Annotated in this window: 18 protein-coding genes; 7 read left to right on the top strand and 11 right to left on the bottom strand. The window is 71.2% G+C overall.

The genetic code is table 11. The features are described 5' to 3' along the window. Nucleotides 1-74 precede the first annotated feature (74 nt). From xylA to AB0B39_RS27145, 3 genes are all read left to right on the top strand, one after another. A complete protein-coding gene (xylA, locus tag AB0B39_RS27155) occupies nucleotides 75-1,262 on the top strand; it encodes a xylose isomerase (RefSeq protein ID WP_234582078.1) in 1,188 nt (395 codons plus the stop codon). 9 nt (nucleotides 1,263-1,271) lie between these two features. Next, complete coding sequence (gene xylB, locus AB0B39_RS27150) at nucleotides 1,272-2,696, top strand: xylulokinase (protein WP_234582079.1); 1,425 nt, start codon at nucleotides 1,272-1,274, stop codon at nucleotides 2,694-2,696. An 84-nt stretch (nucleotides 2,697-2,780) separates the two neighbouring features. Beyond that, entirely contained in the window at nucleotides 2,781-4,214 is a 1,434-nt protein-coding gene (locus AB0B39_RS27145; protein ID WP_357496086.1) for an MFS transporter, read from the top strand. Between the two features lie 105 nt (nucleotides 4,215-4,319). On the opposite strand, the gene AB0B39_RS27140 is transcribed toward AB0B39_RS27145, so the two are convergent. The 5 genes from AB0B39_RS27140 to AB0B39_RS27120 all read right to left on the bottom strand — a co-directional run bounded on the left by AB0B39_RS27140 (nucleotide 4,320) and on the right by AB0B39_RS27120 (nucleotide 10,557). Then, nucleotides 4,320-5,978, bottom strand: coding sequence for a glycoside hydrolase family 13 protein (locus tag AB0B39_RS27140; RefSeq protein WP_357575749.1), 1,659 nt, complete (start codon nucleotides 5,976-5,978; stop codon nucleotides 4,320-4,322). Between the two features lie 33 nt (nucleotides 5,979-6,011). Continuing rightward, nucleotides 6,012-7,058 (bottom strand): LacI family DNA-binding transcriptional regulator, encoded by a 1,047-nt coding sequence (locus tag AB0B39_RS27135; protein WP_234582081.1) that lies wholly within the window; start codon nucleotides 7,056-7,058, stop codon nucleotides 6,012-6,014. A gap of 67 nt (nucleotides 7,059-7,125) precedes the next feature. Continuing rightward, nucleotides 7,126-8,094 (bottom strand): carbohydrate ABC transporter permease, encoded by a 969-nt coding sequence (locus AB0B39_RS27130; RefSeq protein WP_357496088.1) that lies wholly within the window; start codon nucleotides 8,092-8,094, stop codon nucleotides 7,126-7,128. Beyond that, on the bottom strand, nucleotides 8,091-9,140 hold the full coding sequence (locus tag AB0B39_RS27125; RefSeq protein ID WP_357496090.1) for a sugar ABC transporter permease: 1,050 nt from the start codon (nucleotides 9,138-9,140) through the stop codon (nucleotides 8,091-8,093). The genes AB0B39_RS27130 and AB0B39_RS27125 overlap by 4 nt, the downstream gene beginning before the upstream one ends. A gap of 70 nt (nucleotides 9,141-9,210) precedes the next feature. After that, nucleotides 9,211-10,557: an ABC transporter substrate-binding protein gene (locus AB0B39_RS27120; RefSeq protein WP_234582084.1), complete on the bottom strand. Its 1,347-nt coding sequence runs from the start codon at nucleotides 10,555-10,557 to the stop codon at nucleotides 9,211-9,213. A 250-nt stretch (nucleotides 10,558-10,807) separates the two neighbouring features. Here AB0B39_RS27120 and AB0B39_RS27115 point away from each other — a divergent pair, with 250 nt between their 5' ends. Next, nucleotides 10,808-11,581, top strand: coding sequence for a peptidoglycan DD-metalloendopeptidase family protein (locus AB0B39_RS27115; RefSeq protein ID WP_357575731.1), 774 nt, complete (start codon nucleotides 10,808-10,810; stop codon nucleotides 11,579-11,581). 54 nt (nucleotides 11,582-11,635) lie between these two features. Here the strand turns inward: AB0B39_RS27115 and AB0B39_RS27110 are convergent, their stop codons facing one another. The 5 genes from AB0B39_RS27110 to AB0B39_RS27090 all read right to left on the bottom strand — a co-directional run bounded on the left by AB0B39_RS27110 (nucleotide 11,636) and on the right by AB0B39_RS27090 (nucleotide 14,122). Next, the gene (locus AB0B39_RS27110) at nucleotides 11,636-12,130 is read right to left on the bottom strand and encodes a TspO/MBR family protein (RefSeq protein ID WP_357496094.1); all 495 of its coding nucleotides are present in this window, start codon (nucleotides 12,128-12,130) and stop codon (nucleotides 11,636-11,638) included. 151 nt (nucleotides 12,131-12,281) lie between these two features. Continuing rightward, on the bottom strand, nucleotides 12,282-12,425 hold the full coding sequence (locus tag AB0B39_RS27105) for a GPGG-motif small membrane protein (protein WP_007464364.1): 144 nt from the start codon (nucleotides 12,423-12,425) through the stop codon (nucleotides 12,282-12,284). Beyond that, nucleotides 12,416-13,192: a metallophosphoesterase gene (locus AB0B39_RS27100; RefSeq protein ID WP_234582087.1), complete on the bottom strand. Its 777-nt coding sequence runs from the start codon at nucleotides 13,190-13,192 to the stop codon at nucleotides 12,416-12,418. The genes AB0B39_RS27105 and AB0B39_RS27100 overlap by 10 nt, the downstream gene beginning before the upstream one ends. 10 nt (nucleotides 13,193-13,202) lie before the next feature. Beyond that, on the bottom strand, nucleotides 13,203-13,478 hold the full coding sequence (locus tag AB0B39_RS27095) for a hypothetical protein (protein WP_234582088.1): 276 nt from the start codon (nucleotides 13,476-13,478) through the stop codon (nucleotides 13,203-13,205). Beyond that, a complete protein-coding gene (locus AB0B39_RS27090; RefSeq protein WP_255786510.1) occupies nucleotides 13,475-14,122 on the bottom strand; it encodes a nucleotidyltransferase in 648 nt (215 codons plus the stop codon). Before AB0B39_RS27090 ends, AB0B39_RS27095 begins: the two co-directional genes overlap by 4 nt. Nucleotides 14,123-14,241: 119 nt before the next feature. Here AB0B39_RS27090 and AB0B39_RS27085 point away from each other — a divergent pair, with 119 nt between their 5' ends. After that, nucleotides 14,242-15,030, top strand: a complete 789-nt coding sequence (locus AB0B39_RS27085; protein WP_357575748.1) for a thymidylate kinase — start codon at nucleotides 14,242-14,244, stop codon at nucleotides 15,028-15,030. Here AB0B39_RS27085 and AB0B39_RS27080 read toward each other — a convergent pair. Next, nucleotides 15,015-15,707 carry an SDR family NAD(P)-dependent oxidoreductase gene (locus tag AB0B39_RS27080; protein WP_357496099.1) on the bottom strand — a complete coding sequence of 231 codons (693 nt, stop codon included), beginning with the start codon at nucleotides 15,705-15,707 and terminating at the stop codon, nucleotides 15,015-15,017. The two genes, AB0B39_RS27085 and AB0B39_RS27080, sit on opposite strands and share 16 nt — an antisense overlap. Nucleotides 15,708-15,800: 93 nt before the next feature. Here AB0B39_RS27080 and AB0B39_RS27075 point away from each other — a divergent pair, with 93 nt between their 5' ends. Both AB0B39_RS27075 and AB0B39_RS27070 read left to right on the top strand, forming a co-directional pair. Beyond that, a complete protein-coding gene (locus tag AB0B39_RS27075; RefSeq protein ID WP_357496101.1) occupies nucleotides 15,801-16,817 on the top strand; it encodes an NAD-dependent epimerase/dehydratase family protein in 1,017 nt (338 codons plus the stop codon). Nucleotides 16,818-16,892: 75 nt separating this feature from the next. Then, nucleotides 16,893-17,807, top strand: a complete 915-nt coding sequence (locus AB0B39_RS27070; protein WP_357575730.1) for a MurR/RpiR family transcriptional regulator — start codon at nucleotides 16,893-16,895, stop codon at nucleotides 17,805-17,807. Nucleotides 17,808-17,816 lie beyond the last annotated feature (9 nt).

Below are 17,816 nucleotides of genomic sequence, written 5' to 3'. Positions count from 1 at the left end.
TGACAGTGCCATAGGGCGGGCAAATAATTCAATCGCTGAACAAATACCTGACATCACCACCCCGGAGGTCCCTCATGGCACCCCGTCCCACCCCCGCCGACAAGTTCTCCTTCGGGCTCTGGACCGTGGGCTGGCAGGCCCGCGACCCGTTCGGCGACGCGACCCGTCCCGAGCTCGACGCGGTCGAGGCAGTGCACCGGCTCGCCGAGCTGGGCGCGTACGGCATCACCTTCCACGACGACGACCTGATCCCGTTCGGGGCCGACGCCGCGACCCGCGATCAGCACATCGCGCGGTTCCGCAAGGCGCTCGACGAGACCGGCCTCGTGGTGCCGATGGTGACCACCAACCTCTTCACCCACCCGATCTTCAAGGACGGCGGCTTCACCAGCAACGACCGCGACGTTCGCCGCTACGCGCTGCGCAAGGTGCTGCGCCAGCTCGACCTGGCCGCCGAGCTGGGCGCGAGCACCTTCGTCATGTGGGGTGGCCGGGAGGGCTCCGAGTACGACCTCGCCAAGGACGTCCAGGCCGCCCTGGACCGCTACCGCGAGGCCGTCAACCTGCTCACCCAGTACTCGATCGACAAGGGCTACAACCTGCGGTTCGCCCTGGAGCCCAAGCCCAACGAGCCGCGCGGCGACATCCTGCTGCCCACCATCGGCCACGCGCTCGGCTTCATCTCCCAGTTGGAGCACCCGGAGCTGGTCGGCCTCAACCCGGAGGTCGGGCACGAGCAGATGGCCGGGCTCAACTACGCGCACGGCATCGCCCAGGCGCTCTGGCAGGGCAAGCTGTTCCACCTGGACCTCAACGGCCAGCGGGGCATCAAGTACGACCAGGACCTGGTCTTCGGCCACGGTGACCTGATGAACGCGTTCGCCCTGGTGGACCTCCTGGAGAACGGCGGTCCGAACGGCGGGCCGGCCTACGACGGGCCCCGGCACTTCGACTACAAGCCGTCGCGCACCGAGGACATGGACGGGGTGTGGGCGTCGGCCGCGGCCAACATGAGCACCTACCTGCTGCTCAAGGAGCGCGCCGCGGCGTTCCGTGCCGACCCCGAGGTCATCGAGGCGCTCGCCGCCAGCAAGGTCGGCGAGCTGAGCACGCCGACGCTCGGCGACGGCGAGGGCTACGAGGAGTTCCTGGCCGACCGGTCCGCGTTCGAGGACGTCGACGTGGACGCGGTGGCCGCGCGGGGCTTCGCCTTCGTCCGGCTCAACCAGCTCGCCGTCGAGCACCTGCTCGGCGCTCGCTGAGGCCCCGCCATGCCGTTGGTCGCAGGCGTCGACTCGTCCACCCAGTCGTGCAAGGTGGTCATCCGGGATGCGGAGACCGGCGCTCTGCTCCGGCAGGGCCGGGCACCGCACCCGGACGGCACCGAGGTCGACCCGGAAGCCTGGTGGCAGGCGCTGCGCAGCGCCGCCGACGAGGCCGGCGGGCTGACCGACGTCGCGGCGGTCTCCGTCGGCGGCCAGCAGCACGGCATGGTCTGCCTCGACGAGGCGGGCCGGGTGGTCCGCCCGGCCCTGCTGTGGAACGACACCCGCTCCGCCGACGCCGCCGCCGACCTCATCGAGGAGGCCGGCGGCGGCTCGGCCGGGCGGCGGTTCTGGGCCGAGGCCACCGGCAGCGTGCCGGTGGCGAGCTTCACCATCACCAAGCTGCGCTGGCTGGCCCGGCACGAGCCGGATCTGGCTGCCCGGGTGGCGGCCGTCTGCCTGCCGCACGACTGGTTGACCTGGCGGCTCGCGGGTGCGCCGGGGCTGGCGGGGCTGCGGACCGACCGGGGTGACGCCAGCGGCACCGGCTACTGGTCTCCGTCCACCGGTTCCTACCGTCTGGACCTGCTGGAACGGGCCTTCGGCCGGCAGCTCGTCGTGCCCGAGGTGCTGGGCCCGGCGGAGTCGGCCGGCACGCTGGCCGACGAGCTGGGTGGGGGTGGCGCGCTGCTCGGCGCGGGCACCGGCGACAACGCCGCCGCCGCGTTCGGCGTCGGCGCGGGCCCCGGTGACGTGGTCGTCTCGATCGGCACCTCCGGCACGGTGTTCAGCGTGGCCGACGTGCCGGCCGCCGACGAGAGCGGCGCGGTGGCCGGCTTCGCCGACGCGTCGGGCCGCTTCCTGCCGCTGGTCTGCACGCTCAACGCCGCCCGGGTGCTGGACGCGGCCGCCACGATGCTGGGCGTCGGCCTGGACGAGCTGGCCGAGCTGGCGCTCTCCGCGCCGGCCGGCGCGGACGGGCTGGTCATGGTGCCCTACCTGGAGGGTGAGCGGACGCCCAACCGACCGCTCGCCACCGGCGCGGTGCACGGGCTGACCCTGCGCACGTCGACCCCCGCGCACCTGGCCCGGGCCGCGGTGGAGGGCATGCTCTGCGCGCTCGCCGACGGCCTGGACGCGCTGACCGCGCAGGGTGCCACCGTCCGCCGGGTCATCCTCGTCGGCGGCGGGGCACGCTCGGCCGCGGTCCGCCGGATCGCACCGCAGGTCTTCGGCTGCCCGGTGGTCGTCCCGCCCGCGGGGGAGTACGTGGCCGACGGTGCCGCCCGCCAGGCCGCCTGGGTGGCCCTCGGCGGTCCGACGCCGCCGCAGTGGGAGATCAAGGGCACCGAGGAGTACGCGGCGGAGCCCGTCCCCGCCGTCCGCGACCAGTACGCCGCGGCCCGCGGACTGGTCCTCGATCGCCGCTGATCCGTCGGAGTCGACGCGGGTGGGAGCCGACCGGCAGCCACCCGCGTCGCGACGTGCGTGCCGGAGTCTGGTTGGCTGCCCGTCATGAGCGTGACCAGTGGCGGGCCCGGCCAGCGCCGGCGGGGCCGGGGCGGCGGCCGGGCGCACCGGCTGTACAGCGTCGCGGTGTTCGTGCTGCTCGCCTCGCTCGACAACGTGGCGATCGGGCTCGTCCCACCGCTCTACAAGCCGATCGCCGGCGCGTTCGACGTGTCGGGGCGGCTGCTCGGGCTGGTCACCGCCGTCAGCTTCCTGGTCAGCGCGGTGGCCGCGGTCGGCTGGGCGTACGTCGGGGACCGGAGCAACCGCAAACCGCTGCTCATGGTGGGCACACTGCTCTGGGCGGCGGGCACCGGCGGCAGCGCGTTCGCCGGCGGGTACCTCACGTTCCTGGCCGCCCAACTCGTCGCGGCGGTAGGTCTCGGCGCGGTCGGCTCGGTGGGCTTCTCGGTGGTCACCGACCTGATCTCGCCGGCCCGGCGCGGGCTGGTGATGAGCTTCTGGGGGCTCTCCCAGGGCGTCGGCACGCTCGCCGGCACGCTGGTCGGCGGCCTGCTCGGCGCGGCGGACTGGCGGCGGCCGTTCCTGCTGCTGACCGGGGTGGGCCTGGCCGCCACCGTGGCGTACCTGTTCACCTACGACGTTCGGCGCGGCCAGAGCGAGCCGGAGTTGGCCGACGCGCTGGACGCCGGCGCGGACTACGACTACCGGATCAGCCGGGCCGACGTGCCGAGAATCCTGGCCCGGCGGACCAACCGGTGGCTGATCCTGCAGGGCCTGACCGCGCAGGCGGCGTTCGGCTCGCTGGTCTGGCTGCCGGTGCTGTTCGCCGAACGGGCCGAGGCCCAGGGCTACTCGGAGTCGACAGCAGTGGTGGTGGGGAGCGTCTTCGCCACGCTGTTCCAGCTCGGTGGCGTGCTCTCCATCGTGGGTGGGCTGGTCGGTGACGCGGTGCAGCGGCGTACCCCCCGGGGGCGGGCCCTGGTCGCGGCGGTCGGCATCCTCGCGGCGCTGCCGTTCTACCTGGTGTTGTTCTTCGTGCCGGTGACCATCGACGTGCCCGACGGTGGCAGCGCCGGCGCGGTGATCGGCGCGGTGCTGTCCAGCGTGGTCACCGAGCCGTCGGTGGGCCTCAGCCTGCTCACCGCCGTGGTGGCGCTCGCGTTGACCTCGGCCAACTCGCCGAACTGGTTCGCGCTGATCGCCGACGTGAACCCACCCGAGCACCGGGGGACCGTCTACAGCCTCGGCAACCTGGTCAACGGGGTCGGCCGGGCGGCCGGCAACGGGCTGGTCGGCGTGGCGTTCCAGGGACTGCGCGCGGCCTTCCCGCCACCGCTGAACTTCGCCGTCGGGCTGGCCGCGTTCCAGCTCTTCTTCATTCCCACCGGCGTCATGTACTGGCTCGCCTCGCGAACCTCACCACGGGACATCGACAACGTCCACAACCTGCTCCACACCCGCGCCAACCGCCTCTAACCCCGTCACCCACCCACCCCGCGATCTTGCACTTTCTGTCCCGACAATATGGGCGAAGTGCCTCATACCATCGACCGAAAGTGCAAGATCGGCGCGGTAGGTAGGTCAGGCGTGGAGCCAGACCGTCACGTCGGTCGGGATCGCGGACTGGTCGTCCAGGGGTGCGCTGGAGGCGAGCACCTCGGCGCCGGCCGGAAGCGGCACCGGCGTGTCGCCGAAGTTGGTCAGGACCGTCAGCTCGCCGTTGCGGAAGGCCAGCACCTCGTCGTTGGAGGACAGCCACTCCAGCGTGCCCCGGCCCAGGCCGTGCGCGCGGCGCAGCCGCAGGGCCGAGCGGTACAGCTCGTACGTCGAGCCGGGCACGTCGCGCTGCCGGTCCAGCGCGTACTCCGCCCAGGACGGCGGTTGCGGCAGCCAGCTGGCGTCGGTGGGCCCGAAGCCGTACGACGGGGCATCGGCCTCCCACGGGATCGGCACCCGGCAGCCGTCCCGGCCCCGCTGGGTGTGCCCGCTGCGCGCCCAGGTCGGGTCCTGCCGGGCCTCGTCGGGCATCGTGGTGTGCTCGGGCAGGCCCAACTCCTCGCCCTGATAGAGGTACGCCGAGCCGGGCAGGGCGAGCATCAGCAGAGTGGCCGCCCGGGCCCGGCGCAGGCCGAGCGCGGCGTCCGGCTGCGGGTCGCCGATGCCGATGCCGTTGGGCCGGCCGCCGCCGATGGCCAGTCCGAGCCGCGAGGCGTGGCGTACCACGTCGTGGTTGGACAGCACCCAGGTCGTCGGCGCCCCCACCGAGTCGGTCGCCTCCAGGGAGCGGGTGATCACCGCGTACTGGGCCGGCGCGGTCCAGGAGGCGAGCAGGTACTCGAAGTTGAACGCCTGGTGCATCTCGTCCGGGCGGACGTAGCGGGCCAGCCGCTCGGCCGGCTCCACCCACGCCTCCGCGACCAGCACCCGCTCGCCGGGGTAGCTGTCCAGGACCCGCCGCCACTGGCGGTAGATCTCGTGGACGCCCTCCTGGTCCCACATCGGCGGGCGCGGCTTGTCCACCTCGTTGCCGGAGAGGATCTCCTGGGGCTCCTGCCAGTCGGCCAGGTCGGCCTGCTTGACGAGGCCGTGGGCCACGTCGACGCGGAAGCCGTCCACCCCGCGGTCCAGCCAGAACCGCAGCACGTCCAGGAACTCCTGGTGCACCTCCGGGTTGTCCCAGTTGAGGTCCGGCTGGCCGGTGTCGAACAGGTGCAGGTACCACTGGCCGGGTCGGCCGTCCGGGTCGACCGTCCGGGTCCAGGCCGGCCCGCCGAAGACGCTCTGCCAGTCGTTCGGCGGCTGGTCACCGGCCGGGCCGAGGCCGTCGCGGAAGATGTACCGGGACCGTTCCGGGCTGCCCGGCGCGGCGGTCAGCGCGGCCTGGAACCAGCGGTGCGCCGACGAGGTGTGGTTCGGCACCAGGTCGACGATCACCCGCAGGCCGCGGGAGCGGGCCTCGGTGATCAGCTTGTCCGCGTCGGCGAGCGTGCCGAACAGCGGGTCGACGTCCCGGTAGTCGGCCACGTCGTAACCGGCGTCGGCCTGCGGCGACGGATAGAACGGGGAGAGCCACACCGCGTCCACGCCCAGCTCGACGAGGTGGTCGAGGCGGGCGGTGATGCCCGGCAGGTCACCGATGCCGTCGCCGTCGGAGTCGGCGAACGAGCGTGGGTAGATCTGGTAGATGGCGGCCTCGGTCCACCAGCCGGTGGTGGTCTGCTGAGTCGGGTCGGTGTTCAGGGTCGTCTCCTGTGTCGTGCTGCGGTTGATGTGTCAGTGTGCCCGCGGCGGCGCGGTGGACTCGCGGACCACCAGCCGAGTGGGCAGGATCACCGGCGTGTCGCCGTCGGCGGTCCGTTGACCGATGATCGGGCTCAGGTTGCGGGCGCCGAGCGGGTCGAGCAGCATCCGGGCGGCCAGCCGGCCCTGTTCGGCGGCGGGCTGGGCGACGGTGCTGAGCCCGAGCACGCCGGCGAGGTCGTGGTCGTCGATGCCGACCACGCTGACGTCCTGCGGTACGCGCAGCCCGGCGTCGCGCAGGGCCGTCATCGCGCCCATCGCCATCTCGTCGCAGGCGGCGACGATCGCGGTCGGCGGAACACCGCGGGCCAGCAGTTCGGCGGCGGCCCGGTTGCCGCCGTCGATGGTGAACGACGATTCGACGTCCAGGCTCGGGTCGGGTCGCAGGCCGGCGGCCCGCAGCTCCGCCTGGTAGCCCCGGCGCCGGTCGAGGTGGGTGGTGAAGGCCAGCTCGTCGTCGGGGTCCCCGGAGATGTGCGCGATCCGCCGGTGGCCGAGGTCGAGCAGGTGGCGGGTGGCCATCCGCGCGGCGGCCACGTCGTCGATCCGTACGCACGGCCAGTTGGGCACCCGGCTACCCGAGCTGATGGTCACGCCGGGCAGGTCCAGGGTGGCCAGCGCGGTCAGGTCCGCCGGGCGCAGCGGTGTGGCGACAAGCATCATGGCGTCGACCCGCTTGTGCAGGTTGGCGGTGCGCAGCACCCGCTGGCGGATCTGCTCCCGACCGCCCAGGTTGTAGAGCAGCAGGTCGTAGCCGGAGTGGTGCAGATACTCCTCGACGGCCTCGACGACCGTGCTGAAGAACCAGCGGGTGATCCGGGGTACGACCACCGCGACCGTGCCGGTGCGGCCACCGGCGAGCCGGGACGCGCTCGGCGACACCGCGTAGTCGAGCTGCTCGGCGGCGGCGAGGACTCGGCGTCGGGTGGCGGCCGAGACCGTCGGCAGCCCGCGTAGGGCCCGCGAGACGGTTGCCGTGGAGACCCCGGCCAACCGAGCCACATCATCAATCTTCGTCACGGTTCCCCCGCTCGATACCCCTCGCCCGCCGCCGCCTTCAGGGGCCGGGCGGCGGCGGGCAGACGGGTCAGCCCTTGACGCTGCCGGCGAGCAGACCTCGCACGAAGAAGCGCTGCAGGGACAGGAATACGACGAGCGGAACAACGATCGAGACGAACGCTCCGGCGGTCAGTCGCTGCCACTCGTTGCCCCGCGTACCGGCCATCTCGGCCAGACGGACCGTGAGCGGGGCGGTCTCGTTGCCGCCACCGGCGAAGATCAGCGCGACCAGCAGGTCGTTCCAGACCCAGAGGAACTGGAAGATGCCGAACGCGGCCAGGGCCGGGGTGATCAGCGGCAGCACGATGGTCCGGAAGATCTTCGGGTGGGTGGCCCCGTCGACCCGGGCCGCCTCCATCAGGTCTCCGGGGAGTTGCGAAATGAAGTTGTGCAGCAGGAAGACCGCGAACGGAAGCGCGAAGCAGGTGTGCGCGAACCACACCTGGGCGAACTTCTGTTCGTCGACCAGGTCCCAGGCCGGCATCAGGGTGACGCCGCCGAGGGTGACGCCTGTGGAGAAGAACTTCAGCAACGGCACCAGGGCCATCTGCAGCGGGACGATCTGCAACGCGAAGATCCCGATGTAGAGCCAGTCCCGTCCGCGGAAGTTGATCCACGCCAGCGCGTACGCGGCCAGGGATGCGAAGGCCAGGGGGAACAGCACGGACGGGATGGTGATCGCCAGCGAGTTGATGAAGTAGCTGGCGAGCTGCCCCGACGACGAGGACCGCCCGAACAGGACCTGCTGGTAGTTCTCGAACGTGAACTGCGGGTTGGTGAACGCCGTCCACCAGCCGGTCGTCTTGATCTCGTCCTCCGGGCGGAGGGAGGAGACGAACAGACCGAAGGTCGGAATGGTCCAGACCAGCGCGATGACGATCGAGACGAGCGTCGCGGTGCGGCTGTTCAGGCGCTTGCGGACCCGGCCGGCAGTGGTGGTCGGAGTGCCCTCGGTCTGCTGTGCGCCGACGGCGACGGTGGGCGTTGCGGTGGTCATCTGCCCTCCCGCTGTTGACGGAGGTTACGGATCTGGTAGATCACGACCGGGATGACCAGGATGAAGAGGAAGACCGCGAGCGCGGAACCCCGCCCGTTCTCGCCGTACCGGAACGCCTGGTTGTACATCTCGTTGGCGATCACACTCGTGTCGTAGTTGCCGTTCGTCGAGGTCCGGACGATGTCGAAGACCTTGAGCGTGGCGATCGTGAGGGTCACCACCACGACGATCAGCGCCGGCCGGATGCTCGGCAGGGTGATCTGCCAGAACATCTGCCACGGGCTGACACCGTCCAGCCGGGCGGCTTCGACGATGTCACCGGGGATGGCCTTGATCGCGGCGGAGAGCACCACCATGGCGAAGCCGGCCTGGATCCAGATCATGATGACGATCAGCAGCAGCGTGTTCAGGGGTGATTCGAGCAGCCACTGCTTGGGCTCACCACCGAGGCTGACGACGATCTGGTTGAGCAGGCCGATCTGGTCGCCGTCGCCGCGGTACGCGTAGATGAACTTCCAGATGATGCTCGCGCCGACGAAGGAGATGGCCATCGGCAGGAAGATCAGCGACTTGGCCACTGCCTCGAACCGGGCCTTGTCCACCAGCACGGCGTAGATCAGGCCGAACCCGGTCGCCACCAGGGGGACCAGGAGCACCCAGACCAGGGTGTTGATCAGGACTCGGACGATCGAGTCGTCGGAGAACATCCAGCCGAAGTTGTCCAGCCCCACCCACTCCGTGCTGGTCCTGTTCATCAGGGAGAGCAGCAGAGTGCGGATGGCCGGCACGACCAGGCCGATGGCGAGCAGCAACAGCGTGGGCAGCAGGAAGAAGAACGCGAAGATTCCTTCCCGTGGCCGCGTTCGGCGGGGGAGGGGAGCTCCACTCGCCGAGGCGGCGACGAGCTGCGCCTCCCGTCGCCGGGCGAACCAGGCCGGCACCGCGTCGAGCAGCAGGAGTAGACCACCCACCACCAGCACGAAGGCGACCAGCCCGTACATCAGCATGAGGAGCTTCGGCTGCTCGTCGGCGAAGTCGAACTCCATCAACCCTCCCTTCCGGGTCCACCTCGGCCGGTGGCCCGGTCCGCGCTCGCGGACCGGGCCACCGCCGGGATCACTTAGGCCAGCTGCTCTCGATGCCCTGGAGCACCGGGGCGGTCGCCTTGCCGTTCAGCCAGTCGACCATGCCCTTCCAGAACGTTCCCGCGCCGACGGCGGCCGGCATCAGGTCGGATCCGTCGAAGCGGAAGACGCCGGTCTTGTCCTGCAGGAGCTGGACGGAGAGCTTGTCGATCGGGCTGGCGACGTTGGCGATGTCCAGCTTGTTGTTCGCCGTGACCCAGTTGCCGAGCTTCGCGCGGCTGTTCACGTACTCGGCGGAGGCCAGGTAGGTCTGCACCGCCTGCACCTCGGGACGGTCGGCGTAGGCGACGACGAACTCGCCCGCGCCCAGCACCGGCTTGCCCTTGGCCGCATCGATGGCCGGGAAGTAGAAGGCGAACGCGTCGCCGTCCTCGGCCACCTTGGTGCCCTCGGGGAACTGGTTGGCGTAGAACGACGCCTGTCGGTGCATCGCGCACTTGCCGGTGGTCACCGGCAGGCCCGCCTCCTGGAAGGCGGTGGTGGTGATGCTCTTGACGCCGCCGAAGCCGCCGTTGACGTACTTCTCGTTCTTGAGGATGCTGCCGGCGCGGTCGACCGCGTCGACGATCTTCGGGTCGTTGAACGGGATCTGGTGGGTGGTCCACTGGTCGTAGACCTCGGCGCCCGCCGTACGCAGGAGGACGTCCTCGATCCAGTCGGTGGCCGGCCAGCCGGTGGCGTCACCGGACTCGACGCCCGCGCACCACGGCTTCATGCCACTGGCGGCGATCTTGTCGCTCAGGGCGATGAGCTGGTCCCAGGTGGTCGGAACCTCCCAGCCCTTCTCCTTGAACGTCTTGGGCGAGTACCAGACGAAGGACTTGACGTTGGCGCCGAGCGGCACGCCGTAGAGCGTCCCGTTCACGGTGCCGTACTTCAGCCAGTCGGCCGGCATGTTCTGCTCGGCCAGGGCCTTGGTGTCGGCGCCGAGGGACTTCAGCTTGCCGGCGTCCGCGAACCGCTTCACGAGGCCCGGCTGGGGCACGAAGGCGATGTCGGGCGCGTTGCCGCCGTCGACCCGCACGGGGAGCTGGGCCTCGAACTCGCCGCTGCCCTCGTACGCGATCTCGATGCCGGTGCAGTCGGTGAACTGCGACCACGAGCGCTCGAGCAGGTCGGCCTCGGCGTCACGGATGGACGCGTAGATGGAGACCTTCTTGCCGTCGTTGCCCTGGTACTTCTCGTATGGGGCGCACTCCGCGGAGCCCGCCTTGTCGCTCTTCTTGTCGTCACCGGTACCGCAAGCGGTGGCGCTGAGCGCCAGCCCGAGCACACCGGCGATCACGAAGGCCTGGCGTGGTCTGGTAAAGACCGCCATGCCGTCCTCCTTCCTAGCCGGCGTGGTCTCCGCTGGTGACCCTCGCCGGTCCGATTGGGCGTGCACACATGTAAGCGCTTGCATCCGGTCTGGTCCACCCCCTGTCAGACACGAGCGAGTAACAATCCCGAAACCTCGTGGCCGCTGGTTGGGCGCGCTCCCAGTCGGGAATCCCGCCTCTTTCGAAGATTGGCGATATCTGTCAGGCTGAGGCCACCTCATCGAAGGTTTTGAACATAGGAGGAGCTGGATGCGTAAGCGGTGGATCAGCCTGCTGGTGACGGGCCTGCTCGTCGGGGGAGTCCTCGCGCCGGCGAGCCCGGCGCTGGCCGCGCCGACCTTCAAGGTGCCGTTCCCGTGCGGCCAGTCCTGGTCGGGGCAGACCCGGTCGGATCACAGCCCGGCGAACGCGGTCGACTTCAACCGCACCGACGACGTCGGCGACCCGGTGGTGGCCAGCGCCCCCGGTACGGTCGACCGGGTGACCGACCTCGGTGGCACCAGTTACGGCAAGTACGTCCGGATCGACCACGGTGGCGGCTACACGACCTACTACGCCCACCTCCAGGGCTTCAACGTCTCGGTGGGGCAGACCGTCGGCTACGGCAAGGTGATCGGCTGGGTGGGCAGCACCGGCGGATCCACCGGCCCGCACCTGCACTACGAGCAGCGCCTCAATGGCAGCGACATCAAGGTCAGGTTCAACGGCACTTTGGCCCTGTACTGGGGCACCAAGACCTACACCAGCAACAACGGCTGCTCGTCGGGCACCGGCAACGCCACGGTCGACACCAGTGGCACGCCGCTGACCGTCCGCTCCGGCCCGGGCACGGGCTACGCCTCGGTCGGCACCGTCTCCGACGGCACCCGGGTGACCATCGCCTGCCAGACCAGCGGCACCACGGTCACCGGCACGTACGGCACCAGCTCGATCTGGGACCGCATCGGCAGCGGGCGCTTCATCGCCGACGCGTACGTCTACACCGGTTACGACGGCTACATCCCGGGCATCCCCCGCTGCTGAGCGGAGGCGCACGGTGGTCCCCGGTAGGCACGCGCCTGCCGGGGGCCCCGCCGGTCAGGTGTTCAGCCGCCAGATCGCCAGGTTGAGCGCGGCGGCGAACGTGACCCACGCCCAGTACGGCAGCAGCAGCGCGGTCGCGACCCGGGACACTCGGGCGAAGAGCGCCACGGTGAGGCCGATCGCCAGCCACATCACCACGATCTCGGCGAACGCCAGCCCGTACCGCCCCGCGCCGAAGAACAGCGGCGTCCAGATGGCGTTCAGGACGAGTTGCGCGGTCCACGCCCAGAGCGCGGGGGAGAAGCCGACCCGACGCCACACCAGCCAGCCGGCCAGGGCGATCAGCGCGTAGAGCACCGTCCAGACCGGGCCGAAGAGCCAGGACGGCGGTGCCCAGCCCGGCTGTCGCAGGCTCGCGTACTCGTCGGTGGTGCCCTGCACACCCAGTCCGCCGATCGCGGCCGCGACGAAGACCGCCGCCGCGAAGCCGGCGAGCGCCCAGCGCGACCGTCGGCCGGACGTGGGCCGTGCCTCGCGAGATGTCTCCATGGTCGAGATATTGCCGCTCGACCGTCGGGTCAAACCCACACAGCAGCGCCGGGGCCGCCGCGGCCGGTGCTTCTGTCGGGAGGACGAAGCTCCGGTCGCGGCGACCCCGACGGGTCCCGGTGTTCCGATGAGTTGTCAGAGGGTGCGAACGTCAATTGAAGATGCTGACACCACCCGGGCCGACCAACAGCCCGACGACGATGAGGACGATGCCCCACAGGATCTGCCGGCGGAACAGCGCGAGGATGCCGGCGACCACGAGTACGACTGCGAGAATCCAGAGAATCAGCTCCATGACCTCTGACTACCCGACCCTCCGATCGGGGAAACCTGGTCGGTGTCGAGTTGATCCCCGACATGAAAGACGCTGTACGCCTGCTTGATCACCGGGTGCGCCACATTGCGGACGCGGACGCCTCCCGGGGTGGTGCCGCGCTCGGTGCCGGCGTGGGCGTGCCCGTGCACGGCCAGCGCCGTGGGCGCCGAGTCGATCGCCTGCCCGAGCTGGTACGACCCCAGGAACGGGTAGATCTCCAGCGGCTCACCGACCAACGTGTCCGGGACTGGCGAATAGTGGGTCAGCGCGACGAGCATGTCGCAGTCCAGCGAGCGCAGGGCCGCACCGAGGCGCTCCGCGCTCTCGTTGGTGGTCCGGACGAACGACTTCATCTCCGGCTCGCCGAAGTCGCTCGCGCACCGGCCGGCGAACCCTCCGCCGAAGCCCTTCACGCCGGCGATGCCGAGCCGGCCGCCCGCGCAGTCCAGCACCACGCCGTCGCCCTCCAGCACGGTGATGCCCGCGTCCTCAAGCACCTTCACGACCTGCGGCACCTGGTCACACTGGTGGTCGTGGTTGCCCAGCACGGTCACCACCGGCACGGCCAACCCGCCGAACTCCTGCGCCACGCAGCGCGCCTCGGCCTCGGTGCCGTGCCGGGTCAGGTCGCCGGCCAGCAGCAGCACGTCGGCGCACTCCGGCAGCTCCTCCAGTGCCGGGCGGAACCGGCCGACCACGTCCTCGTCCAGATGCACGTCGCCCACGGCGGCGATCCGGATCACCATGAAACCTCCCTCAGGGCAGTTGCTCGATCTCCGTGGGCGCCTGGGCGCGGATCACACCGATGTCGCTGGAGATCGGCACGTCCGGGAAGCGCTCCGCCACCCGGCGCAGGATCTCCTCCCGCCGGTGCGCACTCTCCACCTCGCCGTACAGCACGAGGGTGTCCTCCCGGCGGATGACGGTGATCCCCTGTTCGGCGACAGCCGGATCCTCGGTGAGCAGCCGTTGGATCTCCGCTTCGACGTACTCGTCGGGTGGCGCCGCGCCACCGGCCTGATCGCTCGTCACGGTGTCTCCTCTCCTGCCGTGGTGCCGGGCTCCGGCACCACCTCCAGCCGGTCCAGCAGCACCAGGAACGCCTCGGCGTACGGCGAGTGCTGCGTCTCCTTGCGTACCCGTTCCCAGTCGATCTGCTCCCGCAGCGACCGGGCCAGTGGCAGGCCGCGGGCGAAGTCGCAGTAGTGCTGGGAGAAGCTCAGCAGCTTGTGCACCATGAGCTGGGTGGCGGAGAGGACCGGCATGTGGATGGCGTCCACCGGCCGCACGACGGTGTCGGCGAACGTCTCCTCGGTCACCGGCGTCTCGATCGGCCGGTGGATCAGATCCACCATCCGCCCGTCGTCGAAGACCTTGACCAGCCAGTCCTCCGGCGGCCGCTCGGCGCGGAAGCCCGCTGCCACGAGCGCCTCCAGGGACCGCTCGACGTCGGCCTCGCGGATCAGGAAGTCGACGTCGTGGTCGCTCGAGTGGCCGCCGTGGGCGTAGACGGCGAAGCTGCCGCCCAGGGCGAACGGGATCTCGGACTGCTTGAGCACGGCGGCGACCTTCTTGAGGGTGTGCACCAGACTCTCGTCCCCGCGCTCAGCCATCTGGATCTCCCGTCGGTCGTGTTGGTGGACAGGCGGTTGGATTCGAACTCCCGTACCCGGCATTCCGGTCGCCCACACCTGCTGTCGTCGCGCTCGGGTGCCAACGGGGACAAACGGCCACAAACAGCGCGGCGCGCAAGCATCGGTCGGATATTCTGTCGAGGGTGGCCAGATCATCGGGGATGCGACGCGGCCGAGCCCGATTGCGCACCGTCGCCCTGATCGGCATCGACGGCTCGGGCAAGACCACGCAGGCACACCGGCTCGCCGACGCGCTGACCGCCGCCGGCCGCCCCGCGACGTACCGCCGCAACGCCAGCGGGCGTCGCTGGCTCGGCCGCGTCGCGCACCGGCTCGGCCTCCCGGACGCCCAGCGGCTCGTCGGGCGCGACGGCGTGCTCGCGGTGGAGTCCGTGCTGCGCTGGCTCGCCATCGCCGTGGCCCTGCTCAGTTGCCTGCTCACCGGCCGCACGGCGGTGATGGACCGCTACTCGGCCTGCCAGTACGCCAGCATCCGCGCGCACGGCGGGCACCGCTGGGAGCGTCTGGCCCGGGCCGGCTACCGGCTGTTTCCGACGCCCCAGGTGACCTTCCTGCTCGCCGTCGACCCAGCCGTGGCGTACCAGCGCATCGAGGAGCGCGGCACCGACCACGAGTCGATGGGTTGGCTCACGGCGGCGGACACCGCCTACCGGACCCTGCCCGAGTACCCGAGCTTCGTCCTCGTCGACGCGGGCCGCTCGACCGAGGAGGTGACCGAGCAGATCCAGGCGCACCTGGCGACCTGGCTGCGCTCGGACGTCCGCCCGGATCCCACAGGTGCAGCGGCGGAGGGACCGCCGCCCCCCGACGAGCCGCAGCCGGCGCCCCCGCCCGCGTCGGCGCAGGCGGCGCCCCCGCCCGCCGCGCCGCCGCAGGAGCGCACCGGCCGCGGCGAGGTCGCGTCCCTGCTCGTTCAGGCGCGTCCGTAGACCGGAACGCTGGCCCCGGTGGTCGGCGCGGAGTCCGTCGAGGCGAGGAAGCGGATCACCGGCGCGATCTCGGCAGGCGTGACCCAGCGGGAGTGGTCGGCGTCGGGCTGCGCGGCCCGGTTCGCCGGGGTGTCGATGACGCTGGGCAGCACGGTGTTGCAGCGCACGTTGCGGGAGCGGTATTCGACCGCCACCGCGTTGGCGAACGCCAACACCGCAGCCTTGGCCGTGACGTAGCCGGCCGCTCCGGCGAACGGGGTGAGGGCCGCACGGGCCGAGACGCACACCACCGCGCCGCCACCGGCCGCGACCAGGTGCGGCAGCGCGGCCTGGGTGACCAGGTAGGTGGGTCGCAGGTTGACGGTGAGCATCCGCTCGAACTCCTCGACAGGTGTCTCGTGCACCAGGCCACCGCTCGCGTACCCGCCGACGAGGTTGACCACCGCCCGCAGCGGCGCCGCGGGGTCGCCGACGGCGGCCTCGACGACGCGGGCCGCGCCGGCCGGATCGGTCAGGTCCGCGACGAGCGGGACCACCCCGTCCGCCGCCGGCTCCGAGCCGGGCCGGGCGGCCCGCTGCGGTACGACCACCCGCCAGCCCGCCTCGACGAACGAGGCGACGACCGCCCCGCCGAGCCCACCCGTGCCTCCGGTCACCACCACGCTGCGCTCCGCCATGCGCCACACGCTAACGCGTCCACCGGGCGGGGTGCTGTCTGCCGAGAGCAGAGGGATTCGTCTTTCTGGTCGGCCTCGGCGCAGGATCGGCGGATGCGGATCCTGATTCTCGGTGGCACCCGGTTTCTCGGCCGGGCGGTGGCCCGGCTCGCCGTGGCGCAGGGCCACGACGTGACCTGCGCGGCTCGGGGCGTGTCAGGTGTCGTGCCGACCGGTGCGCGGTTCGTGCCGGTCGACCGCGACGACCCCGAGGCGCTGGTGCCGCTCGCCGGCGCCGGGTTCGACGCGGTGGTGGACGTGACCCGCCAGGTCAGCCATGCCCGGCACGCGCTCGCCGCACTTGCCGATCACGTCGGCCACTGGTCGTTCGTGTCCACGATCTCGGTGTACGCGGACAACACCACCCCGGGTCAGACCGCTGCGGACGCGCCGCTGCTGTCGCCCGCCCCGCCGGACGTGGACGCTCCGGTCGGCCCGGACCACCGCTGGTACGGCGAGTGCAAGGTCAGCATCGAGCGGCTGGTCCGCGAACTGAGGGGCGCGCGGCCGTCGTTCATCTGCCGGGCGGGGCTGATCGTCGGCGCGGAGGACCCGAGCGACCGCTTCCCGTACTGGGTGCGCCGGTTGGCGCGCGGCGGGGAGGTTCTCGCGCCCGGACGGCCGACCGACCGGGTGCAGTTCGTGGACGTCGCCGACCTGGCCGGCTGGCTGCTGCACGCCGCCGACTCCCGCCTCGCCGGCACCTACGACGGCATCGGCCCGGCGATGTCCCGCGCCGATCTGCTGACCGGTGTGGCGGCCGGTCTGGGTGCCACCGACGCGCGCCTCACCTGGATCGATCAGGACTTCCTGTCGGCCCACGACGTACGCGAATGGTCGGGGGAGCGGGCGTTGCCGCTCTGGGTGCGGCTGCCGGAGTCGGCTGGCCTGATGGACCGGGACGCCCGGCCGGCACTGGACGCGGGTCTGACGGTCCGTCAGTTGTCCGACACCGTTCGGGCGACAGTGTCCTGGATGACAGCGCGGCCCGACGCCGTACGGCAAGGTGGACTCGACCCGGCGGATGAGGCGGCGATTCTCCAGGAGTGGCAGGCTGGGCGGAACGCGTGATCCCGGTCGTCGACACTTTTCCCACTACATGTGGTCATGGTTGACGCTCACGCCTCGTGAAAGTAAGTTTCATCCGTGGCGAAGAGTCCGAAGATTTCTGCGAGTCACGAGCCTGGTGGGCTGATCGTCCACATCAGCGGGCTGTTGCCATCGCTGTCGCCCGCCGAGCAGCGGGTCGCCCGGCTGGTCGTGTCCGATCCGGCCGCTGCCGCCCGGCGGACCATCACCGACCTCGCCACCGCAGCGGAGACGTCGGAGGCGACAGTCATCCGGTTCTGCCGATCGGTAGGCATGGACGGCTATCCACAGCTGCGGATCCGGCTGGCAGCCGAGGCCGCCCGCCGCGTCGAGCCGCCGGACGCCCGGGTCGTCGGCGGCGACATCCCGCCCGGCGCGGACCTCGCCCAGATCATCGCCACCATCGCGTTCAATGACGCCCGAGCCGTCGAGGAGACCGCCGAGCAGCTCGACCCGGCCGTCTGCGAGCAGGTGGTCGAGGCGATCGCGGGCGCGGGCCGGATCGACATCTACGGCGCCGGCGCCAGCGGCTTCGTCGCCTCCGACTTTCAGCAGAAGCTGCACCGCATCGGGCGGATCGCCTTCTACTTCCCGGACGTGCACACCGCGTTGACGTCGGCCGCCCTGCTCGGCCGCGGTGACGTCGCGGTCGGCATCTCGCACACCGGCAGCACCTCCGACGTCATCGAGGTGCTGGAGCAGGCCCGGACGCGGGGCGCGGTCACCGTGGCGCTGACCAACTTCCCGCGCTCGCCGATCACCGAGGTCGCGGACTTCGTGCTGACGACCGCGGCCCGCGAGACCACCTACCGCTCCGGAGCGACGGCCAGCCGGCTCGCCCAGCTCACCGTCGTCGACTGCCTCTTCGTGGGGGTGGCCGCCCGCAACCGGTCCCGGGCCCGCAAGGCCCTGGAGGCGACCGCCGAGGCGGTTCAGTCGCACCGGGTGGGTGCCAGTCGGAGGCGGGCATGACGCCCGGTT

It is taken from the genome of Micromonospora sp. NPDC049114 (assembly GCF_040648635.1).
Classification (GTDB): Bacteria; Actinomycetota; Actinomycetes; order Mycobacteriales; family Micromonosporaceae; genus Micromonospora.
Note: the sequence above shows the minus strand (reverse complement) of the source record. Positions and strands in the feature narration are given on the sequence as shown.